The 21,690-nt window shown below is 47.4% G+C and carries 21 protein-coding genes; 3 read left to right on the forward strand and 18 right to left on the reverse strand.

The window, feature by feature from the left end:
• Position 1 precedes the first annotated feature (1 nt).
• From E8L90_RS12620 to E8L90_RS12630, 3 genes are all read right to left on the reverse strand, one after another.
• Positions 2-1,870 (reverse strand): IucA/IucC family protein, encoded by a 1,869-nt coding sequence (locus tag E8L90_RS12620; RefSeq protein WP_137029697.1) that lies wholly within the window; start codon positions 1,868-1,870, stop codon positions 2-4.
• Positions 1,871-1,909: 39 nt separating this feature from the next.
• Entirely contained in the window at positions 1,910-3,715 is a 1,806-nt protein-coding gene (locus E8L90_RS12625) for an IucA/IucC family protein (protein WP_137029698.1), read from the reverse strand.
• A 217-nt stretch (positions 3,716-3,932) separates the two neighbouring features.
• Positions 3,933-5,012 carry a D-alanine--D-alanine ligase gene (locus E8L90_RS12630; protein ID WP_167497644.1) on the reverse strand — a complete coding sequence of 360 codons (1,080 nt, stop codon included), beginning with the start codon at positions 5,010-5,012 and terminating at the stop codon, positions 3,933-3,935.
• A 234-nt stretch (positions 5,013-5,246) separates the two neighbouring features.
• On the opposite strand from E8L90_RS12630, the gene E8L90_RS12635 reads away from it, so the two are divergent.
• Positions 5,247-5,738, forward strand: coding sequence for a hypothetical protein (locus E8L90_RS12635; protein ID WP_137029700.1), 492 nt, complete (start codon positions 5,247-5,249; stop codon positions 5,736-5,738).
• 102 nt (positions 5,739-5,840) lie between these two features.
• The gene (locus tag E8L90_RS12640) at positions 5,841-6,029 is read left to right on the forward strand and encodes a DUF4177 domain-containing protein (protein WP_016742618.1); all 189 of its coding nucleotides are present in this window, start codon (positions 5,841-5,843) and stop codon (positions 6,027-6,029) included.
• 64 nt (positions 6,030-6,093) lie between these two features.
• On the opposite strand, the gene E8L90_RS12645 is transcribed toward E8L90_RS12640, so the two are convergent.
• Complete coding sequence (locus E8L90_RS12645; protein WP_137029701.1) at positions 6,094-7,389, reverse strand: class I SAM-dependent rRNA methyltransferase; 1,296 nt, start codon at positions 7,387-7,389, stop codon at positions 6,094-6,096.
• Between the two features lie 90 nt (positions 7,390-7,479).
• Between E8L90_RS12645 and E8L90_RS12650 the strand changes: the two genes are divergently transcribed.
• On the forward strand, positions 7,480-8,463 hold the full coding sequence (locus E8L90_RS12650) for a Na/Pi cotransporter family protein (RefSeq protein ID WP_137029702.1): 984 nt from the start codon (positions 7,480-7,482) through the stop codon (positions 8,461-8,463).
• Here E8L90_RS12650 and E8L90_RS12655 read toward each other — a convergent pair.
• The 14 genes from E8L90_RS12655 to E8L90_RS12725 all read right to left on the reverse strand — a co-directional run bounded on the left by E8L90_RS12655 (position 8,429) and on the right by E8L90_RS12725 (position 21,506).
• Complete coding sequence (locus E8L90_RS12655; RefSeq protein ID WP_137029703.1) at positions 8,429-9,094, reverse strand: LrgB family protein; 666 nt, start codon at positions 9,092-9,094, stop codon at positions 8,429-8,431. The genes E8L90_RS12650 and E8L90_RS12655 overlap by 35 nt on opposite strands.
• Positions 9,087-9,482: a CidA/LrgA family protein gene (locus tag E8L90_RS12660; protein ID WP_137029704.1), complete on the reverse strand. Its 396-nt coding sequence runs from the start codon at positions 9,480-9,482 to the stop codon at positions 9,087-9,089. Before E8L90_RS12660 ends, E8L90_RS12655 begins: the two co-directional genes overlap by 8 nt.
• 102 nt (positions 9,483-9,584) lie before the next feature.
• Entirely contained in the window at positions 9,585-10,250 is a 666-nt protein-coding gene (deoC, locus tag E8L90_RS12665) for a deoxyribose-phosphate aldolase (RefSeq protein WP_012685746.1), read from the reverse strand.
• A 4-nt stretch (positions 10,251-10,254) separates the two neighbouring features.
• A complete protein-coding gene (locus E8L90_RS12670) occupies positions 10,255-10,683 on the reverse strand; it encodes an NUDIX hydrolase (protein ID WP_137029705.1) in 429 nt (142 codons plus the stop codon).
• A complete protein-coding gene (mtaB, locus tag E8L90_RS12675) occupies positions 10,680-12,038 on the reverse strand; it encodes a tRNA (N(6)-L-threonylcarbamoyladenosine(37)-C(2))-methylthiotransferase MtaB (RefSeq protein ID WP_137029706.1) in 1,359 nt (452 codons plus the stop codon). Before mtaB ends, E8L90_RS12670 begins: the two co-directional genes overlap by 4 nt.
• A 101-nt stretch (positions 12,039-12,139) precedes the next feature.
• The gene (locus E8L90_RS12680) at positions 12,140-12,898 is read right to left on the reverse strand and encodes a 16S rRNA (uracil(1498)-N(3))-methyltransferase (protein ID WP_137029707.1); all 759 of its coding nucleotides are present in this window, start codon (positions 12,896-12,898) and stop codon (positions 12,140-12,142) included.
• An 18-nt stretch (positions 12,899-12,916) separates the two neighbouring features.
• Entirely contained in the window at positions 12,917-13,858 is a 942-nt protein-coding gene (prmA, locus tag E8L90_RS12685) for a 50S ribosomal protein L11 methyltransferase (protein WP_137029708.1), read from the reverse strand.
• A 99-nt stretch (positions 13,859-13,957) separates the two neighbouring features.
• Positions 13,958-15,085 carry a molecular chaperone DnaJ gene (dnaJ, locus tag E8L90_RS12690; protein WP_137029709.1) on the reverse strand — a complete coding sequence of 376 codons (1,128 nt, stop codon included), beginning with the start codon at positions 15,083-15,085 and terminating at the stop codon, positions 13,958-13,960.
• Positions 15,086-15,235: 150 nt separating this feature from the next.
• A complete protein-coding gene (gene dnaK, locus E8L90_RS12695) occupies positions 15,236-17,062 on the reverse strand; it encodes a molecular chaperone DnaK (protein ID WP_137029710.1) in 1,827 nt (608 codons plus the stop codon).
• 50 nt (positions 17,063-17,112) lie between these two features.
• A complete protein-coding gene (gene grpE, locus E8L90_RS12700) occupies positions 17,113-17,655 on the reverse strand; it encodes a nucleotide exchange factor GrpE (RefSeq protein ID WP_137029711.1) in 543 nt (180 codons plus the stop codon).
• 58 nt (positions 17,656-17,713) lie between these two features.
• A complete protein-coding gene (hrcA, locus tag E8L90_RS12705; RefSeq protein ID WP_137029712.1) occupies positions 17,714-18,739 on the reverse strand; it encodes a heat-inducible transcriptional repressor HrcA in 1,026 nt (341 codons plus the stop codon).
• 153 nt (positions 18,740-18,892) lie between these two features.
• Positions 18,893-20,035, reverse strand: coding sequence for a radical SAM family heme chaperone HemW (gene hemW, locus E8L90_RS12710; protein WP_137029713.1), 1,143 nt, complete (start codon positions 20,033-20,035; stop codon positions 18,893-18,895).
• An 813-nt stretch (positions 20,036-20,848) separates the two neighbouring features.
• Positions 20,849-21,109 (reverse strand): group-specific protein, encoded by a 261-nt coding sequence (locus E8L90_RS12720; RefSeq protein WP_137033421.1) that lies wholly within the window; start codon positions 21,107-21,109, stop codon positions 20,849-20,851.
• A gap of 76 nt (positions 21,110-21,185) precedes the next feature.
• Positions 21,186-21,506, reverse strand: coding sequence for a helix-turn-helix domain-containing protein (locus tag E8L90_RS12725; RefSeq protein ID WP_162309075.1), 321 nt, complete (start codon positions 21,504-21,506; stop codon positions 21,186-21,188).
• Between the last annotated feature and the right edge of the window lie 184 nt (positions 21,507-21,690).

The raw sequence follows: 21,690 nt of genomic DNA on the forward strand, positions 1-21,690 counted from the left end.
GCTAGTGACCTCCCACAGCCATGGAATGAAGCCTCTTCCTTGCCGCAAACAAAGGATTGGGAACTTCATGTAAATGATAGTTCTCGTTCGTTGTATATAGCTTTTTCTTGGTCAATTTCTCTACCTGCACGCTTGGAACAAACAGATCAAATCGCTTAAATCGCTCCGCCAATTCCGGGAATCGTTGTTGGTGACCCTCCAATACCTGAACGGCCATCTCCCAGAAGCGCGCTTCGGCATATCCGTAATGCTCTTCTAAAAGCCGTGCGAGTTGCCCCAGATTGATCAGAAATAAAGTCTCTAATGTCAAATCTCTGACTGTTGCTGTGTCATTCATGTGAAACATCACATCATCGGGCTTCGTTGCGTAATATTCATGCACTTCCGCGAAGTTGGGGCATTTGTCTGGCTCACTCAAGAACGGTTGACAAAAAATCAAATCTTCATGAAAATCCTTCAATGCTACTCGAGTAGGGACACCATCCCGGTGCACCAAGATCATATTCTGCGCATGGGTTTCCATCGCAATCCCGTGTTTCACAAGTATATGAACGACCGGCACCACACTGCTTTCCAATAATCGCACAAGCCAATTCTCTAGCCCTTGCTCTCTTAGCCAACGATCAATGAATGGCACCCCATCCACCTCAACTGCCGCTAATACGTTGTAAGGAGCCGCCTCCTCTCCCGCTTCGAGATGAGGGATGAGACTTTCTCTCCACATGCACCCAATTACTCCGAATGTAACCATTTCCACCAGGTCAGAAGCAGGGGGAGGATCGTATGCCACTGCTGCAAACTCTTGGAGCATGATCACCTTTTGCACGTCTCGTAAATACGAATCTGCGTCCGTAATCCCCTTGAGCCATCTCGAAACAATAGGGGCACTTGCCAGTGAATGAGGAGTGAGATGACGTGCCGCCGAGGTATTCACCACGTTGATCGAGAGTTTCAGATACGGTTTATGCGGATTACTTTTGTTCGCAAAGGTGCGGATGGATTGTTGTGGACGATGACCGTCAGAGCCTACGCCAAGCACAATGATCTCTTTGCGATGGATATCGTCCAGGAATCCAGGCACGATATGATTACGCCATTGCCAAGGATGAACAGGCACGAAGGCATACTGATCAGGATCGCATCCATGATTGACGATGATTTGCTGAAAGGCCTCTTTTGGTTCCCTGCCTATTTCCTCTATGAGAAGATCATCAAAATTTCTCCCTTGATCAATGGACACTTGAGAATATTGCTTATGTATCGCTAGCCAAAGAAAATGAACTTCCTGCTTAAATTCAGGACCATAGGCAAAATGATCCGCATAAGTAAATCCAATGCGTGATTTGTAACTGGGGTGGTAAGGGTGACCGTCCATCAGATCACCTTCCAGCTCATCATACGATTTGCCCTGCATCCGAATATCATTTTGTACCCGATAGTATTGGGACAAAGTATCCTTCAACAACGTTTGTTCCAAATCATTGGCAAATAGCTTCAGTCTTTGTTCATCTACCGTATTCATTCGGAAGACTTCCACTAAAAAACGAGTGAGGGATATCGCTTCTGACTCTTGCTGGGCAACTCCGCTTTGATCGTAAACAATACGAGTAACGGGGTCCTTCCCTAGACGAACAAGCCCAAAACTAGCGCTCTTCCGCCCTTGGCAACGATAGCGAACAGGCAGATCACCCTCATCAAGCCCATGTAGCGTATAAATCGTCTGATCACCCTCTTGCAGGGTCCCAGGAGTCACAATTCCCTCATATAACAAAGACTCGATGCATTGTCGAAACACCCTTTTTCTCACCTGCACATACTGTGTCGAGTGAAGTGCCTCTTCAATCGAGAAATCTTGTATTGTTACCTCCATACCTTATCCTCCAAGTCTCTTCAAGCTAGATGCAATAAGCTATCCAAAAGCATGCAGCCCTGCCTTTTCGGTCTGCTTTACTTTTGCTAAAGGATTATCTATGTAAACAAAAACCGATGAGCTCTCTTCCGGTTGGGTTAATTCATCCAGATCATAGAAGCGCGTGAGCAGATTCGCCTTACACGGAAGCTGTTCGCGCGTAAGTAGATTCTCTAGAAAATTTGATGTCTCTCGATTCATAGGTAAAAACTCCGTCAAAACCTCATGCATCTCTGCCAATAAGATTTGTTCATCAATTAATCCTTCCGTTCCAAATCCATTAATGAGCCCAAACATATGGTTAAAAATCATGTAATAGGTGATTCGCTCGTCTACAAGATGGTCTTTGTAGATGTTTCTGCTCACCTTGCCAATCCCAGGCAATTCTGCCTCTAATATTTCTTGCATCGATTCTGAGAAATAATAGCCTTGATTATCACGATAAAAGAACTGATCGGGGTATCCGTCTTTGAGAGTGACCACACTATTCTGTTGATGGGCTTCCAAGCCGATTCCGTACGTTAGATAGAGCCATACCATTGGTTTCAATGAAATGTCTACATACCGCTTAAACCATTTCAAACTAACTACTTCCAGTGCCTTTCCTTCCTTTTGTGCCAGATGATGAATGATCATTGCCAACCTACTCTTATACCCAGGAAGTGGATCTTGCACGAGTGCAGCGATTTGTGTGACTTGCCCTGCATGACTCCCCATAAAGGGATTATCACGCAGGATCACTTCAAATCCCGATTCTTTCGCTTGATCCAACGTGATCGTGATGTAAGCTGGATCAGAGATAAAGCCAAAACCCGGATACTTGCGACTCACTTCACCGATCCCTGTTTCAAAAAGTTGCTTCGCCTCTAAACCAATCTCCATCTCACTTAACTTGTTAATGCGTAAAGAATTCGTCACTTTGATTGGGACAGACAGCTTGAGCATGTATTTCTTCTCAGGATGATAAACCGTTCGAAGGGATGATGTCGCCATATACTCCTCACCCTCTGGCCCCAGGTATAGAAGCAACCCTTTCTCGATCAAGGATTGTACGGCTACCTGTTCAAGCAACCATTCTGCTTGTAGCGGATGAATCGGGACGATTGAAAACGATGGATCGACATCAGATATCGAAGGAAACTCATCCTTCAGTAATTGCGTAGCGGAATCTTTTAGCCCAGAATTTTCGTGAACAATCGACGGATGGGCAGCAAATAAGTGGAGTTGAAACTTCCCGCAACACTCCGGTGCATACTGCGCTTGCTTGGCCTCAGGAATTCCTTGCTGACTCTTCGGGGTTGGATGGAACAAGTGACCGAACAAAAGTGCCTGCTCTGCTTCGATGAAACTTTGTTCCACACCATATAAATTTTCGGCGTTACTTTGGCGCGTCCGAACAAATTTCTCAATGCTTTGGCAGCTTTGAATCATACGCAAGACTAATTCATCTGGAACTGCACCTTCCCCATGCTGAAGCGTCAGTTCTTTAATCAAAAGAACGGCTAATGTCAAATAGTCCGCCTGAACGAAACGAGTACAGTCACCACTTCGGTAGCAAGCTGGATAATGAAACAGATGCCTGCCTGTCACCGAATGATATTTGACACCGACATAGAGAGAAATCCCCTGATGCGGGAGTTCGTAATGAAGGTATTTACCTGTTGAACTCGGCTGTATGATTTTCGTTAGCTGCTTCGTAATCTCGTCTGTCCGATTGATCCACTCGCCTCTACCTGTTTCTCGGAGATAACAATTGAGAAAGCTCTGCATCGTTGCATGCTCTGCGATATGCTTGACTACAAACATGTTACCTCTCCTCTTGCTTGATCCATTTTTTATCCAAGCATTGCGACTTACATAATTGGTAAAACGTCCCATAAATAATGTAAACGATTATCATTCTCATTTCAAGTGATAATATTTATCTTGTACAGTTAGGAGAGATAGACTGACAGAAATTCGTTCCATCATCCTACGCAAAAAGAAAAAAGATGCCGATTCATCAGCATCTTTTTTCTCATGATTAGTCCAACTCTTCCGCATCTACGACATTGCGACCTTTATCCGCATGTCGCTCGATAGCGAGTTGCACCAGACGATCGATCAGCTCGCTGTAGCTCACACCCGCAGCTTGGAAAAGCATTGGATACATGCTAAACGGCGTAAAGCCAGGCATCGTATTCACTTCGTTGATATAGAGCTTATCGTTTTTCTCATCCCAGAAAAAGTCTATGCGGGAAAGGCCAGAGCCATCGAGTGCTTGGAAGGCCTGCTTGGCTATATCCGCGATTTGTTTGGATACATGCTCGGGAACGATCGCAGGAATGGAGAGCTCTGTTCCCGCTCCTTTGTACTTGGCTTCGTAATCGTAAAATTCTTTAGCGGCAATGACTTCCCCAACGACAGATGTCAGCAGCTCTTCATTCCCCAAAACGCCGATCTCCAATTCACGTGCTTGAACGAACTCTTCCACAATTAATCTGCGGTCGAATTTGGCAGCTACCTCTAATGCGTGCTTGAGCTCTTCACGATTTTTCGCTTTGTTAATCCCTACGCTAGAACCCATATTCGCCGGTTTGACGAAACACGGATAGCCGAGTTCACGCTCGATCCGATCCATGACATCGTCCTGGCCTTTTTCCCATTGCGAGCGCAGAAAGCCTACATATTTCACTTGCGGAAGTCCAGCTTGTGCAAAGACGGTCTTCATCATCCATTTATCCATTCCGATAGCGGAAGCCATTACTCCGGTTCCCACGTACGGGATATTCGCCAATTCCAACAGTCCCTGAATGGTCCCATCTTCACCAAATGGTCCGTGAACCACAGGGAAAACAACATCCATTTGCTCATTCATGGCAAACAGCGACCCTGACTTTGGTGTTTTTGCCGATAAGCGCAATGCTTCGATCTTATCCGGCAGTTGACCTGCCAGTGTTTCTCCAGTCACCCAAGCGCCATCCAATTGAACGTACACTGGGGTTACCTCATATTTATTTGCATCTACAGCCTGCATAATGGACATGGCCGTACGCAATGAAACTTCATGCTCTGAGGATTTTCCTCCATAAATAATACCCAATCGAATCTTTTGATTTCCCATCTGTGTCATGCTCCTTTCCCCTCCGTACGAAACCGGAGAGTCTACCCAGTTTCTACTCTCTCCTATGCTATGCAAAAGCCCAACATCTGCTCTATTTACCGGGCCGAGCCCGTCATTTAGCATACACAAACCAAACACCAAAAACAAGAGAAGCAAGTATCACCTGCTCACGTTTTTTCTCATACCATATAAATAAAATTCCTGTCATGGAGCTATTTTTCTGGAGGGATTTCCATGAGAGATTATTTGTTGTACTGCACGTACTGCTCTTCTTACACATTATTGCACAGCTATGATAAGGAAAGCGGTTCTTTCCTAGGGGAATATTCCCTGCTGCATAACAACTACACCCGTGACGCAATCGTCTTGAGCAAATTTCTCCTCGCTCATCTCGGTCACACCATCCGTACCATTCCCTCTAAGACGGATGACTATCGCCATATCATCTGCAATGCCTCCCACTTTTTGGAGGATGATATTGACAAGTACGTAGAGGAAAGTCAGCAGCGGGCTAAGTTCAAGGAGCGTGATCGGAAAAGCGAACGGGAAATTGGTCAGGTACAGCTATATCTGGTCGAGCATCTCTTGACCCACGAGCTTCAGAACTTGAGTCAGGCCCGCGCTTCTACCCCCGCCGAAGGACAAGTCTTTTTAGGCAAGGAGCTGGGGTTCAAGCAGGCTCTCGATCTCGTCAGGCGTGTAAAAAATGACAAACAATTGTCATGAGCACTTATTTCTTTATTCGAAATGATTCACATTCTTTTGCAACTCTTTCCGCTTATCGCGCGTATAAAAAGAGAGACGATGATACAAGCGGGGGGAAAGAACATGTTTGAATACAAATTCGTCCGAGTTGAGCTGTCCTCTTTTCGACGCCAACCAAAAGAAGATTATCAGACCGTTGTCCACGAGCACGCCAAGGAAGGCTGGCGTTTGGTGCAAATCTTTGCTCCAAGCATCGGGGGCGACGGTATCGCCAAATACTTCGAATTGATTTTTGAAAAACCAACTTCTTAAATCAGACAAAAAGCCGAAAAGAAAAACAGCGCCGTTTTAATGCGGACGCTGTTTTTCTTTTTCTCTATCGACGATCTCTTACTTCAAAGATGGCAAATTTCAAGTAATGAGCCTCATCAGCCCCACTGATTTGCGGATGATCCTTGCCCGCACCTCGCCATTCAATCAGGCGCAATATCTTTTTCGCATCGACCGCTGCCTCTTGAATCGTTTGCAGGAACAGCTCAGGAGACATATGGTACGAGCAAGACGCGGTAACGAGAAATCCGCCAGAACGAACAAGCTTCATCCCATTTAAGTTAATATCTTTATAGCCGCGGCAAGCGCCTTTCACTGCTCCACGCGATTTCGCGAATGCTGGCGGGTCAAGAATGACCACATCCCAGCTCTTACCTGCCTCTACATTTTCACGCAAGTAATCAAATGCATTGGCCACCACAAAATCAACGCGATGCAAAAAGCCATTGAGTGTAATGTTACGCTTCGCTGTTTCGATGGCGTGATCCGAAATGTCGAGGGCTGTTACTTTTTTCGCACCGTGCTTGCAAGCATTCAGGGTGAAGGAACCAGTATGTGTAAAGCATTCCAATACCTCAGCGCCATCCCAAAACGGATTTTTAACCACTTTACCGCGCTTGTCTACAGGCACCTGCTTTGTCTCGCCTTCTACTTCCATGCTCGTCAGGGTAATGCCGTGCTTTTCACCCCAGCCTTTCATCAATGGCGCGATGGAGGCACGATTTTCCCGCTGATCATAGAAAAAGCCGGTCTTTTGCCCCTCAACGATATCCACATAATATTTCAATCCGTTTTCTTCGATCAATACCTCACGAGGACACTCTCCGTACAGGACTTCTTTGCCCTGTGTCAGCCCTTCCAGTTCACGGACATGTACATCATTGCGCAAATAAATACCGGTCGGTGCAAATACCTCTACGAGTGCATCCCGAATCCAATCGATGCGCTTCTCCATACCCAATGAGAGGACTTGGACAACCAATGTGTCTTCGTAGCGATCGACGATCAGTCCTGGTAAAAAATCGGCTTCCCCGTAAATGACACGGCAAGCCCGTGGGTTGTCCACAAATCTCGTCCGGAATTCTGCCGCCTGCTTGATTTTGCGCAAGAAAAAGTCGTAGTCGATCTCTTCCTTTTGATCGTAGCTCAAAATGCGCACGATCATTTGTGAAGCTGGGTTGATATAGCCCTTTGCCAAAAAATATCCTTTGTGATTGGTGACCTCGACGATTTCACCTGGTTCTACATCCCCTTGAATTTCTAAAACCTCTGACTGAAAAATCCACGGATGTCCAACTTCTAGCCGCTTTTTCCGATGTTGATTCAATAGCACACGTGCCATGCAGCTATTCCTCCTCTTTGTCATGCTTGCCCTTGTACAGGCATAGCGTTATAGTAACTTGCTAAAAATGGACAGGGAGGAACGTATCTTGTGATAGTCTCCATCCTCGCCCCTTTTACCTTTGGGCTCACGTTTTTTCTTTTCGGTATGTACGCCATGCGCTCCGGCTTTCAAAACCTTGCCGGCAAAAAAATGGAAGAATGGATGGGGCGATTTACACGCACCCCGCTCCATAGCTTCTGGATTGGTCTTTTCGCTACTTTTGTCTTGCAAAGCTCCAGTGCGGTAACCGTCCTGACGATTGGGCTAACGAACGCAGGGATCATCCAGTTCACACAAACCGTCGGCATCATTTTGGGAACCAATTTGGGCACGACCGTCACAACGGAGCTAGTTGCGCTCAAGCTCGAGTCCTTTGCCATTCCCATGCTTCTCATCGGAGTCGCGCTTTGGCTGATGCCGCGCCGTAACATTCGTTGCATTGGTCTCGTCGTCGCCGGCTTCGGACTGATCTTCCTCGGAATCGATACATTGAAAGTCATGGCGAAGCCTTTGGAGCAGTCTGAGACGTTTCGTTCGCTTTTTCTGGAGAGCAGCCATTCCATCTGGATCGGTTTGATTACCGGGATCATTTTCACCGCTCTCATTCATAGCGGTTCCGCTACGACCGTGATCACGATGGGCTTGCTCAGTCATCAAATTCTTTCGATGGAAACGGCACTCGCCATCGTGTTGGGCGCAAATGTCGGAACTTGCTTTACCGCTGTCATCGCTGCTATTGGTACGAATACGGCATCCAAGCAGGTCGCATGGTGCCATACACTCTTCAACGTCGCAGGCGCGATTGTTTTTTTACCGTTTCTTTCCCAGCTTGCCCTCGTCAGTGCCTTTTTAACGGATAGTCCTTCTATGCAGATCGCCCATTCACAGACGATCTTCAATCTCGTCTGCTCTCTGGTCGCGCTGCCATTCGTCCCGCAGATAGCCAAGTTTATTCAATGGCTGATCCCTGATAAGCGTCGTCCTACTTACCTCACCTTCAGAAAGAAAATGGTATCAAGTAGATGGAAGTAATGACGCCTGCCACGATCATTGCGACACTGGACGCTGCTGTTTGAACAGGGGAAACGCGGTTCAAGCTGGCCGTACCAATGGCGTGTGCACTCGTACCAATGGCGATCCCGATTGCCCAATCATCCGTGATCTTACCCCATTTGAGAACAGGACGGGCAATCATGACACCAACCATCCCTGTCAATGCAGTAAAAAAGGCTGCAAGCGCAGGTTCCCCACCTATGGAACGACTCAGTTCCAACGCAATCGGGGTGGTCACAGACTTGCTAAGCATGCTTTTGTATACGAGCTCATCGGAACCCAGACACCAATGAACCGCGATAACGACGAAGATCGCAATTGCACAGCCTGCACCTACACCAAGCAAAACACCGCGCCAAATATGAGCAAACTCCTTAATCTGTTTAGCCAGCGGAATAGCGAGTGCCACAGTTGCAGGGCCGAGCCAAAAGGAAATCCACGATCCTCCGGTAGCAAACGCCTGCCAATCGCCGCTAAACGCCCACCATATGGTCCAGACCAAGATCACAGCTACCAAAAGAGGCTGCAACCGTTGGAATCGAGCATTGATCATGGTTGCGCCTTTGTACCCTGCTATCGATACCAAAATAGCAAAAAATGGACTAAGCATCCAAAGTCCTCCCCTCTTGCGGCAAGGACGATTCTGATTTTTGTTTTTGATGCTTCAAATACCATTGCACAACCAGGCCAGTCACAAGCATGACTAACAATGGACCGAGCACCATCGATAGTATGATTGGCAATGGGTTTTGCGTGAATACGTTTAAATAGGAAGCGACTCCGACGATGATCGGTACAAAAAAGAGCAACATGTGCCTAATTAAAAAAGTACCCGCTTGTTCCACCCAATCCATTCGTATCCATCCCATACACAATCCCAGTGTTAACAGCAGCATTCCCACCAGATTCCCTGGCAGGGGAATGTGTAGCCATTTGCTCGCAGCTACGCCGACTCCATAAAAAGCCAACAGGATGATGATTCCTTTAACAAATTTCATTTTTGCTAATCTCCTCCCTGCTCCCTATCCTCTCTCTATAGGAACATCAGCATGCAGGACGGAAAAAGCCCGGCCTTACCTCGGCCAGGCTTTTCTTTCGTATTAGTATCCGCTGCCTGTTGTTTTTGCTCCAGTTACAATGGAAACACCGGAGCTCGTACCGATACGGCTCGCGCCTGCTTCGATCATCGCAACCGCTGTTTCGCCGTCACGAACGCCACCAGACGCTTTTACGCCAACATTTGGTCCTACGGTTTTACGCATCAGGGCGATATCTTCAACCGTTGCTCCACCTGTTGAAAACCCTGTTGAGGTTTTTACGTAATCAGCACCAGCCTCTACGGAGAGCTTGCACGCTACTACTTTTTCTTCTTCGGTCAAGAGGCAAGTTTCCAGAATCACTTTCAAGAGAATATCGCCAGCAGCTTGCTTCACAGCAGCGATGTCTTTTTTGACTGTTTCCAGGTCGCCGGATTTCAGGGCACCTACGTTCAGTACCATATCTACCTCCGTCGCTCCGTTTGCAATCGCATCGCGGGTTTCAGCTGCTTTGGACTCGATTGTGCTCGCTCCCAGAGGGAATCCGATAACCGTGCACACTTTCACATCAGAGCCTGCCAGGAGCTCAGCAGAGCGTTTTACCCAATAAGGGTTTACGCATACAGACATGAAGTCGTGCTCTCTTGCTTCTTGGCACAGCTTGTCAATCATCTCTTGTGTAGCATCAGGCTTCAACAGCGTGTGGTCGATATATTTGTTCATGTTCATAGAACTACACCTCTATCCCTAATTGTTCGAATGCAAGGCGAAAAATGCTGTCATTGTTACGGTACCCTCGTTGCAGTTGCAATTCCCATGCTTCCTTTGCTGTATGCCAATGAACATCATTGATTTCTTCTAGCTGTACGGTGATCTCTGTGTTGTAAGCTTCCACCAAATAATAATGGACTTCTTTGTCGATGGATTCGCCTGTCACCGGATGCGTATAAACATAGGTGATCATGTCGAGCTTGGAACCCAATCGTCCGGCTACGCCTGTTTCTTCCAAAACTTCGCGTAGAGCCGTTTCTTCGATGGTTTCGCCCATCTCCTGCTTCCCTTTTGCGAGTGTTACTTTGCCATATCGGTCTTCAATCAATAGGAGCATGTACTCTGTGTCTTGCTTCTCGTATACGACGCCTCCTGCCGATATCTCCCTCATATAGCTCGCTCCTTCAGGTAAGGCAGCGCCTCTGTTTCCACTACGCGAACAAAAGTCCCTTTGCAGTATTCCGAGCCTGGTTCATCCAGTCTGACCTTGCAAATCTTGCCGATCATGCTCTCATCGCCAGGGAAGACGACGTTCAGGTAGTTGTCCGAATAGCCCATCAGAAGACCGCTATCAGGTGCTTCTTTAAATGGACGCTCCGGAATGACTTCCAGTACATCCCCTACGAATTTCTTGGAGTACGCCAAGGTCAATTCCTGATTGAGCTCCAGAAGCTTCGCGACGCGCTCGTTCTTTTCCTCATCAGGAATTTGATCCGTCATACGTGCTGCTGGTGTACCTGTGCGCATGGAGTACGGGAATACGTGCATTTCGGCAAAACCGATTTTCTTCATAAACTCGTATCCAGTCCAGAATTGCTCTTCGGTCTCACCTGGGAAGCCTACGATGACGTCTGTTGTAATCGCTGCTCCTGGTAATGCTTCGCGTACTTTGACCATTCTCTCGTAAAACTCAGCTGTCGTATACTTGCGGCGCATGCGTTTCAATACTTCGTCATCGCCCGCTTGCAGCGGTACATGCAGATGGCGCACGACACGATCAGAGTTGTTGATGACCTCGATCACTTCATCAGTGATTTGGCTCGCCTCGATCGAACTAATGCGGATGCGCTTGAGCCCTTCCACTTGGTGAAGGTCAATCAACAGCTTCGCCAAATTGTAGTCTTCCAAATCCTCGCCGTATCCACCTGTATGAATCCCAGTCAAAACGATTTCCAGATAGCCCGCTTCCACCAGCTTTTGGGCCTGCTCGACAACGCTCTCCGGTTTGCGGGAACGCATCAGACCGCGCGCCCACGGAATAATACAAAACGTACAAAAGTTGTTGCAGCCCTCTTGAATCTTGAGGGAAGCACGTGTGCGATCCGTGAAGTTAGGAACATCCAGCTCTTCGAATTCGCGAGCTTTCATAATGTTGCCTACTGCATTGATCGGCTGGCGCTCTGTCCGAATTTGATCCACGTACTCGATCAGCTTCTCGCGCCCTTGTGTACCTACTACGATATCTACACCGGGAATTTGCGCAATCTCACTTGGAGAAGTTTGCGCATAGCAGCCAGTTACGGCAACGATCGCCTCAGGATTGCGGCGAATCGCACGACGAATGACTTGACGGCTCTTCTTATCCCCGGTGTTCGTCACGGTACAAGTATTAATCACGTAAACATCTGCATCATCTTGTTCAAAGTCGACCCTCTCATAGCCGTCTGCCTTGAACAATTGCCAGATGGCCTCTGTCTCATAGCTGTTTACTTTGCAGCCCAATGTATGAAAAGCAACGGTAGACATTGCCATTCCTCCTTTTCCGTGAAAAACGACTCGACGTTTTTCATAAAAGTGGATGTGACCGCTTGCGGTCAACCAAACGGTCATGACCGTTTAGTTCCTGCTCATCCTTTGCGAAGTGATGAAGCCTTGCGTTCAAACTGATAGGAAGCGCAGGCCAAAACATACTGGCTTGCCGTTTCCGTGCGCAAAATGCGCGGGCCGAGGGAAACCGTCAGGAACCCTTTACTCTCTGCTTGAGCCACTTCCTCAGGAGAGAAGCCTCCTTCTGGCCCGACGAGGACGAGAAGTGAATCACCCACAGTCATCTCTTCTAGCACTTGATGAATCGTGGTACTGCCCTCTTTTTCATAGGCAATGGCGCAATGCGTATACGACTGGTCAGCTTGAAGCATCTCACGAAAGGAAACAGGAGATAAAAGCTCTGGCAAAACAGCACGATGAGACTGCTCAGCAGCCTCCTTGACAATTTTGCGCCAACGCTCCAGTTTTTTCGCTTCTTTTTTGGCGTCCAGTTTTACAATGGTTCGCTCAGAAGAAAACGGAAAAAAAGAGTACGCCCCAAGTTCCGTCCCCTTTTGCAAAATCCACTCCAGCTTCTCGCCTTTTGGAAGCCCCTGCCCAATTGTGACCCGGATCGGCAGTTCTCGTTCTTCTTGAAGCATTTCTATTACTTCTGCCCTTACTTCCTTGGCAGAAAGATAGACCAGCTTGGCCCTTGCCGACCTGCCGGCTCCATCAGAAACGATGATTTCTTCGCCTTCCCGAGCACGCATTACATTTACGATGTGGTGTACATCGTCTCCGACAATCGTTAGCTCATTCTCAGTAAAGGAATGTGGCTCGACAAAATATCGTTGCATCTCGTCAACCCCACTATTCTATCGTTTTTTTGCTACAATTGCTACCCAGTCATCGATGAAAATGGTTTCCACGACCTCAAGACCTGAAGCCGCCAACGCCGCTTTCACATCCGCTTCACGTGCAGCAATAATACCTGACGAGATAAAGGTGCCACCTGGCTTCAAGACGCGGAATACATCATCGGTGAAACGAACGATGACTTCTGCCAAAATGTTAGCCACGACCACTTCCACCTGCTCCTCGATGTCGTCAAGCAAGTTGTTTTGTCTTACGTTAATATGCTCATGCACACCATTCAGTTCGGTATTGGCCTGTGCAGAGCGTACAGCTACTTCATCCAAGTCCATCGCCAGCACATCTTTTGCCCCGAGCTTGATAGCAGCAATACTCAAAATAGCTGTGCCTGTCCCAACATCATACACTTGATCGCCTTTCGCCATATACTTCTCAAGTGCACGCAGACAAAGAATGGTCGTCGGATGTGTACCTGTTCCAAATGCCATGCCTGGGTCCATCTCGATAATGATCTCATCTGGATTCTTCGGCTCGTACTCTTCCCATACTGGCTTGATGGTCATGCGATCAGACACATGAACCGGTTTGTAGTATTTTTTCCAGGCGTGGGCCCATTCATCTTCGTGGACATCGTTTACAGCAATCGATGCCTTGCCGATATCCAGACCGTACTCGATCAACTGCGCCAATTGCTCTTTCAGCTCTTCTACAACGTCTAGCAGTTCGCTGCTGTCAACCGGCAGGTATGCTTTAACGAATACGCCCTCGGCCGGAAAATCATCAGGAGAAAGCTGGTAGATTTCGCCAAAGGGGGTATCCCACTCACGATAGAGCACCTCCGGGTCTTCAATTACGACACCATTGGCACCCAATTCATACAAGAGGCTTGACACCGCCTCCGTAGCCTCCGCTGTAGTATGGATACTGATTTCTGACCATTTCACGAATCTACCACTCCCCACATTAGCTCCCAATTGGGCTTTTCATTTAATCGACTTCGCTACAAGAAACTTTAGGCAAAAAGCGGACAAAACCGCGGCGGATTACTCGCCGCGGAATGCCCGTTTCATTTTTTCGAAAAAGCTTTCGTCTTCTCCTCCATGCTGTCCTGGCTTTTCTCCAGACAGCTCGGCGAGCTCACGCAACAATTCCTTTTGTTTATCGGTCAGCTTGGTCGGCGTAATGACACGTATTTTCACATGCTGATCGCCACGGCCGTTTCCACGCAAATGCGGAACACCTTTTCCACGCAAGCGGAAGAATGTTTCTGTTTGGGTACCCGCCGGGATCTTTAACTTCACGCGACCATCGACAGTCGGCACTTCGATCTCATCTCCAAGGGCTGCCTGTGCGTAAGTAAGCGGAACCTCACAGTAAATATCATTTCCTTCACGCTCAAAAAACTCATGACTCTTCACACGCAATACGACGTACAAATCTCCAGCGGGTCCACCGTTTGCGCCCGGTTCTCCCTCACCTGTTACGCGCAATTGTGCTCCATCGTCCACACCTGCTGGGATGTTGAGATGAATTTTGCGACGTACCTTAACACGTCCACTGCCACGGCAAGTTGAACATTTTTCTTTGATAACTTTCCCTTTACCTTCGCAAGTCGAACAAACACGGCGATTGACGATTCGGCCGAATGGCGTGTTCGCCACCACTTCTTGCTGTCCTGTACCACTACAAGTCTTACATGTATCGACACCGGAACCAGGCTTCGCGCCAGAACCCAGACACGTATCGCATTCTGCTTCTTTTGGAATTTCCACGTCGGTTTCTTTTCCAAAAATCGCGTCGATAAAGTCAATGCTGAGGCCAAATTGCAGATCAGATCCTTTGCGAGGCGCATTTGGATTCGCACGTCTGCCGTTGCCACCGAAGAACATGTCAAAAATATCTCCGAAGCCGCCCATGCCTGATCCGTCAAAGCCTCCGCCACCGAAGCCCTGATTCGGGTCTTGGTGACCAAAACGGTCATACTGCGCACGCTTTTGTGGCTCGGACAGGATGTCATACGCATCCTTTACTTCTTTGAACTTTTCTTCCGCATCAGCTTCTTTATTTACATCGGGATGGTACTGACGTGCCAGCTTGCGATACGCTTTTTTGATTTCATCCGCGTCCGCGTCCTTTGCTACGCCCAGAACCTCGTATAAATCACGTTTCATCTCCTACATCACTCCCATGACAGTCAACTGTTATCATAGCATGTGACAGACTTGAAAAAAAGTCAAAGTCAGCATTCCGTGACTTTGACTTTCATGGGTCACATCGTGGGAAGTGAGGGAAGAAACCTCTCCCCTCACAGTTCCAGCGTGTTACTTTTTATCGTCTACCACTTCGTAGTCAGCATCAACAACATTGTCTTTCTTCGGCTCTTGACCTTCAGCGCCGCCTTGTGCTGCTTGCGCTTGAGCAGCTTGCTCATAGAGCTTTACCGAAATTTGTTGGATGATCTCGGACAGTTCATCTTTCGCTGTCTTGATCTCTTCGATGTTGCCGCCTTCCAGAGCAGCTTTCACTTTATCTTTCGCAGCGTTAGCGCGATCGATTTCAGCTTGGTCGATCTTGCCTTCTACTTCTTTCAGCGTTTTCTCAGTCGTGAATACGAGTTGATCAGCTTCGTTGCGCACTTCTACTTGCTCTTTGCGTTGTTTGTCCGCCTCTGCATTCAACTCAGCATCTTTAACCATGCGATCGATATCATCGTCGGACAGGCCGGAGTTGGAAGTGATCGTGATGCGTTGCTCTTTTCCGGTACCCAAGTCTTTTGCACGTACGTTTACGATACCGTTCGCGTCAATATCGAAGGAAACTTCGATTTGCGGGATGCCGCGTGGCGCTGGCGGGATATCGGACAGGTTGAAGCGACCGAGAGATTTATTGTCGTTCGCCATTTGACGCTCACCTTGGAGAACGTGGATTTCTACAGATGTTTGGTTGTCAGCAGCTGTAGAGAACACTTGGGATTTGCTTGTTGGGATCGTCGTGTTACGATCGATCAGCTTGGTGAATACGCCACCCAATGTTTCGATACCGAGGGACAGTGGAGTTACGTCGAGAAGAACGACGTCTTTCACGTCACCAGTCAGTACGCCCGCTTGAACAGCCGCTCCCAGTGCTACTACTTCGTCTGGATTTACACCTTTATGTGGTTCTTTCCCTGTAAACTTCTTGATTGCTTCTTGTACCGCTGGAATACGGGTAGAACCACCAACCAGGATAACGCGATCCAGTTCGCTTGGAGTCAGACCAGCATCTTTCAGCGCTTGACGAGTTGGGCCCATCGTACGCTCTACCAAATCAGCGGAGATCTCTTCGAATTTTGCGCGAGTCAGGTTCATCTCCAAGTGTTTTGGACCGGTTGCATCTGCTGTAATGAACGGCAGAGAAATGGTCGTAGTCAGAACACCGGACAGGTCTTTCTTCGCTTTTTCCGCAGCGTCTTTCAAACGCTGTTGAGCCATACGATCCTTGGATAGATCGATGCCATGTTCTTTTTTGAATTCACTCACCAGGTAGTTCATAACAACATCGTCAAAGTCGTCTCCACCCAGCTTGTTGTCACCGGAAGTCGCTTTTACTTCGAAGAAGCCGTCGGACAATTCGAGAATAGATACGTCAAAGGTACCGCCGCCCAAGTCGAATACGAGAATGGTTTGATCTTCTGTTTTCTCCATACCGTATGCAAGAGCAGCTGCCGTTGGTTCGTTCACGATACGCAGTACTTCCAGACCAGCGATTTTACCAGCGTCTTTTGTCGCTTGGCGTTGGCTGTCATTGAAGTATGCTGGAACCGTAATCACTGCCTGCGTCACAGTTTGACCAAGGTAGCTTTCCGCGTCTGCTTTCAGCTTTTGCAGAATCATAGCAGAAATCTGCTCAGGAGAATATGCATTACCTTCAAGCGTTTCTTTATGAGCAGTACCCATGTGGCGCTTGATGGAGATTACGGTATTGTCTGGATTAGTGATCGCTTGGCGTTTTGCCGCTTCCCCAACGATACGCTCGCCGTTTTTGAATGCTACTACAGATGGTGTAGTGCGGTTACCTTCCGCATTGGCAATAACGACTGGCTCTCCGCCTTCCATTACTGCTACACAAGAGTTGGTTGTTCCCAAGTCAATACCGATTACGCGACTCATATAAAATGTCCTCCTAACACTATACGTCTAGTGAATTTACTTTTTTGAGATTACTCGTTTACTTGAACCATCGCCGGACGAACGACGCGGTCTTTGAACATATATCCTTTTTGCAGTTCGGCTACCACAACACCTGATTCAAACTCAGGGTCTTGTGTTTGCATAACTGCCTGGTGGATGTGAGGGTCAAATGGTTTTCCTTGAGCCTCGATTGCGGCCAAGCCTTCTTTGTCGAAAACTTGGACCATCTGACGATATACCATGTTTACACCCTCCAAGAGGGAGTCTACTGTCATGGATTCCTTGTCAGCGGCAAGTGCTCGCTCGAAGTTATCGAGAACTGGCAGAAGCTCTTCCACGATCTTAAGAGAAGCGTATTTAGCCAGATCTTCCTGCTCTTTGCGAACACGGCGGCGGAGGTTATCCATATCGGCCATGGCACGCAGCATGCGGTTTTGATGCTCTTCGGCCTGAGCCTTCCAGTGAGCAGCTTCCTGCTCCCCGTCCATTTCGGTTGCAGTCGTTTGGTCTGCATCCTGTGCTACTTGTTCTTCTTCGAGAGTTGGGTCTTGCGTTACTTTTTCCTCGCTCAACGTCACTACCTCCTGGCGGCTTTTTCCAGTCAAACGACTGTTTAGCCATTCACTCCATTTATTTCTCAAACTGCGAAGTCAGCATGCGCGATAGGTCTTCCGCCAAATGGTTGAGCACAGTAATGACCTTGCCGTATTCCATTCGCGTCGGACCAAGTATCCCCACCATTCCTACCGGCTTGCCTCCAAGCGAATAAGAAGTGGTAATAATACTGCATTGCTTAATCGCGTCTAGCTGATTTTCCTGTCCGATGCGTACCGTTAAACCATCACCCTGCATGCCGATCACATTCAGTAATTGATCGTGCTGCTCCAATAGCTCCAGTATATCCTTGACTTTATCCACGTCTCGGAATTCCGGCTGGTTCAAGATCTTGGTCGCACCGCGTAAGTATACTCGTTCTTCTTCTTGTGTCAGTGAGTTGTTGAGGAGCTGAAGAATTTCTTCATACTGCTCCGTATGACGTTGCATTTCACCGGAAATCTCTTGATAAAGACGTTGCCGAAGCTGCCATAGCGGAACATCGGTCAGCTTTGCATTCAACAGATTGACGAGTTTCTCGATTTCCCCGGCACCAATGCCTTCTGGAAGATCAATCAGCTTGTTCTCCACTCGTCCGGTATGCGTCACCACAATCGCGACAGCCTGTGAAGCGTTGAGAGGAACGATTTGAATATGTTTTAACCGATGCTCAAAAATCTCTGGACCCAAGACAATCGCCGTGTAGTTTGTCAGCTGAGAGAGAATTTGGGCAGTGTACTCTACCACTTGTTCTGCGTGGAGAATACGTTCGGCAAACAACTGTTTTAGTTTACCCAACTCAGCTTCCTCCAAAAGTTGAGGCTGAATCAGGTTATCGACGTAGAAGCGGTATCCTTTTGTAGAAGGAACACGTCCCGCCGATGTGTGGGGCTGTTCTAAGTATCCCAGCTCCTCCAAGTCAGACATCTCGTTGCGTATCGTTGCCGAAGAGAATCCGATGTCGTCCCGTTTGGAAATGGTTCGGGAGCCAACAGGTTCGGCAGAATGAATGTAATTATCGACAATCGCATTTAAAATCATTTGTTGACGGTCTGATAACATGGATGTCGCTCGCCTCCTGTTGGATTGTTAGCACTCATGCTTATCGAGTGCTAAATCTATATACTAAGGTATCAATAGTAGAAGGATTTGTCAACGAACTTGCGCTAGTTCTACAGACAAAAAATCTCATTTTTCGCGAGTTTCGCTTTATCCTTAACGCAGAAAGCGCGCAAATACCTCATTTCCGAGCGGAAGCCCCTGTTTCGTCAGCTTCAAAAACCCGCCCTGTTCTTCCAGCATTCCTTTGGCAATCTCATCTTCTATTATTGTCCCAAAAACGTCATGAACAGTTGCGCCAAAGCGGGAGGCAAACGCTGAAAGGTCAACTCCTTCTCTCAAACGCAGTCCCAAAATCATTTGTTCCTCCATAGCATCCTCGCGCGGTACCTCGAATTGTTCTACACGCGGCAGCCCTTCCTTGCACTTCTGCATGTAAATGGCAAGCGGGCCAGCATTCACGTGTCGATGGCCGCACACATAGCCGTGGGCACCTGCACCCACCCCATAGTATTCACGATTGAGCCAATAGGTTTTATTATGTTTGCTCTCGAAGCCCGGTTTTGCAAAATTGCTGATTTCATACTGCTTGTACCCGTGACGCTCCATCTCTTCTATTAATACCATGTACATCTCAAGCTCTGTCTCTTCAGATGGCAGTGGCAGCTGATCCTTCTGGTAGAGCGTGTGGAACAGCGTGTTCTCCTCCACCTTGAGACTGTAGGCAGAGAAATGGGTGGTACCTAGCCCAAACGCCTTGTCCAACGTCTGACGGAAAATGTCTAGTGTCTGATCCGGCAATCCAAACATCAGGTCGATGCTAAAGTTGTCGAAGCCTACTTTTTTCGCATTATCGATACTGCGGTACACAGCTTCCTGGTCGTGGATTCGTCCCAGTCGCTTTAAGAGCGCGTCGTCAAAGGACTGCACACCAAAGCTCAGACGATTGACACCCAGCTCACGCATAATTCGCAGCTTTTCCACGTCTGTCGTTCCCGGATTCGCTTCCATCGAAAATTCGATATCATCCACCCAGTACTTGCCCAATTGCTTTTGTACGATTTCCAAAAACGCGCGCATTTGGGCATGATCGAGAAACGTAGGCGTCCCTCCGCCGACAAAAATTGTTTTCACCTGCTCGATCGGTTGCTGGCTAAAGGTAATCTCCATTTCGCTTTTCAATGCGTCTAAATAATCCCAAATGAGCTGAGGATTGTTCGTCACAAATGAGTTAAAGTCACAGTAGTAGCATTTATTCGTACAAAAGGGAATGTGAATGTAAACCGATTGTGGCATCATGTCCCTTTCCCTCCTTATAATGACGACTTTTGGATTCCTTTTTCAATAAAAGTCAAAAAACCGGCTTTTCAGCACCGAGAAAGTGGCGAGAACCTGAAGAAGGAGGAGCGGAGTGTAGGGGACCTACATGAGCACCGGACTCCGAAGGTGAACGCCAGTTTCGATGTCGAATCAACTTTCATAACGACTTCGTGATCAAAAGCCGACTTTTTGACCACCTTTTTCAATAAAAGTCAAAAAACCAGCTTTTCAGCACCGAGAAAGTGGCGAGAACCTGAAGAAGGAGGAGCGGAGTGTAGGGGACCTACATGAGCACCGGACTCCGAAGGTGAACGCCAGTTTCGATGTCGAATCAACTTTCATAACGACTTCGTGATCAAAAGCCGACTTTTTGACCACCGCTTTTAATGGAAAAGACCTGACACAAGGTCAGGCCTACTTCTTATCATCCATGCGCAATACAGCCATAAACGCCTCTTGTTGACCCAACGCATCTTAATGCATCGTATCAAATCAGAGCGTATTCTGTAAACGTTGGTATGACAAGAATTTGTTAAGGCTCCAATATCATAGTGTATTTTTGCATATCGAGTCAATGCGGCAACTATCCACCAGAATCGGTGGCTGTAGGGTGGCTATGTTAAATTAGTAAAACAAGCTATATAAATGAAGCGATAAAAACTCGGACAACTATCCGAGTTTTTATCGCTTCATTTTATTACAAAAATAGAGCACCCTCCTGTGCAAAGAAAACTCCAAGGAGGGCTTCATCTTTACGTTTTCAATTTGGTTGTCAAACGGATACTAATTTCGTCACTGCTCGTGCAACCACTTAATCAGAAACTCTTTCGTCTCTCTTGCAGGGAAGTACCATTTCCCACCAACTTTAAATTTCGGAAATCTTGGATCAAAGAAGAACCTATCCTGTATGGTGTTCCAACACATACACGTATGCTTTTTTAGTTCCGTCGTATCCCAGAACACTTTTTCTGCATCAAATTCTTTAATCAATTCATGAATTCTATCGCGGATGATTTCTCTTACTTCATTCTCATTCATCTCGATTCTAAGAATCCTTTGTTTATTATCGACAGACACCACCCACCAACTATCCCGTGTTCATTCGTTTATTGACTGTTGCAACTCCCGTTCACACTTTTGATCCACTAACCCCTCCAGCTTCCATCCAAGCATTCAATTTACTTAGTTGAAAGCGAATTGCTGGTTTTCGAGAGCTTATTGATCCGAGTCGTGCCGCTTGTAATGTGCCTTCTCGTACAATAAGGTAGATCATGTCAGATGAAATATTCAGGATTTTGGCTGCTTCATTAACAGTTAACCACTTTTCAATTGTAGGCTCGCCTCTCGTCCCCAACCGTTCTAGTAATCTCGGTATCAACATCTTTACCAGCCTATCATCCTCTAATAGTTGCTGAACTATTACTTCGAGAATATCTACTGATTTGTTCAATTATATTCGCCTTTTAAAATTATGTAACTGACCTTATTTGCAGTTTAGACAAGGGATCTAAAGATTATTCAAGCCCTCATTAAATGTAGTCTCGTACGCATGATTGATCAGCGCCGCGACATGCTCCGGCAGCTTGAAGCCCATTCCGATCGAGTCGTTAATTTTTTGGACAATTTGTACCCCT

This window comes from Brevibacillus antibioticus, assembly GCF_005217615.1.
GTDB classification, from domain to species: Bacteria; Bacillota; Bacilli; order Brevibacillales; family Brevibacillaceae; genus Brevibacillus; species Brevibacillus antibioticus.

Coding starts and splice junctions, on each gene's coding strand:
- E8L90_RS12620 (WP_137029697.1), bottom strand. CDS start 1,870: ATGGAGGTAACAATACAAGATTTCTCGATTGAAGAGGCACTTCACTCG.
- E8L90_RS12625 (WP_137029698.1), bottom strand. CDS start 3,715: ATGTTTGTAGTCAAGCATATCGCAGAGCATGCAACGATGCAGAGCTTT.
- E8L90_RS12630 (WP_167497644.1), bottom strand. CDS start 5,012: ATGGGAAATCAAAAGATTCGATTGGGTATTATTTATGGAGGAAAATCC.
- E8L90_RS12635 (WP_137029700.1), top strand. CDS start 5,247: ATGAGAGATTATTTGTTGTACTGCACGTACTGCTCTTCTTACACATTA.
- E8L90_RS12640 (WP_016742618.1), top strand. CDS start 5,841: ATGTTTGAATACAAATTCGTCCGAGTTGAGCTGTCCTCTTTTCGACGC.
- E8L90_RS12645 (WP_137029701.1), bottom strand. CDS start 7,389: ATGGCACGTGTGCTATTGAATCAACATCGGAAAAAGCGGCTAGAAGTT.
- E8L90_RS12655 (WP_137029703.1), bottom strand. CDS start 9,094: ATGCTTAGTCCATTTTTTGCTATTTTGGTATCGATAGCAGGGTACAAA.
- E8L90_RS12660 (WP_137029704.1), bottom strand. CDS start 9,482: ATGAAATTTGTTAAAGGAATCATCATCCTGTTGGCTTTTTATGGAGTC.
- deoC (WP_012685746.1), bottom strand. CDS start 10,250: ATGAACATGAACAAATATATCGACCACACGCTGTTGAAGCCTGATGCT.
- E8L90_RS12670 (WP_137029705.1), bottom strand. CDS start 10,683: ATGAGGGAGATATCGGCAGGAGGCGTCGTATACGAGAAGCAAGACACA.
- mtaB (WP_137029706.1), bottom strand. CDS start 12,038: ATGTCTACCGTTGCTTTTCATACATTGGGCTGCAAAGTAAACAGCTAT.
- E8L90_RS12680 (WP_137029707.1), bottom strand. CDS start 12,898: ATGCAACGATATTTTGTCGAGCCACATTCCTTTACTGAGAATGAGCTA.
- dnaJ (WP_137029709.1), bottom strand. CDS start 15,085: ATGAAACGTGATTTATACGAGGTTCTGGGCGTAGCAAAGGACGCGGAC.
- dnaK (WP_137029710.1), bottom strand. CDS start 17,062: ATGAGTCGCGTAATCGGTATTGACTTGGGAACAACCAACTCTTGTGTA.
- hrcA (WP_137029712.1), bottom strand. CDS start 18,739: ATGTTATCAGACCGTCAACAAATGATTTTAAATGCGATTGTCGATAAT.
- hemW (WP_137029713.1), bottom strand. CDS start 20,035: ATGATGCCACAATCGGTTTACATTCACATTCCCTTTTGTACGAATAAA.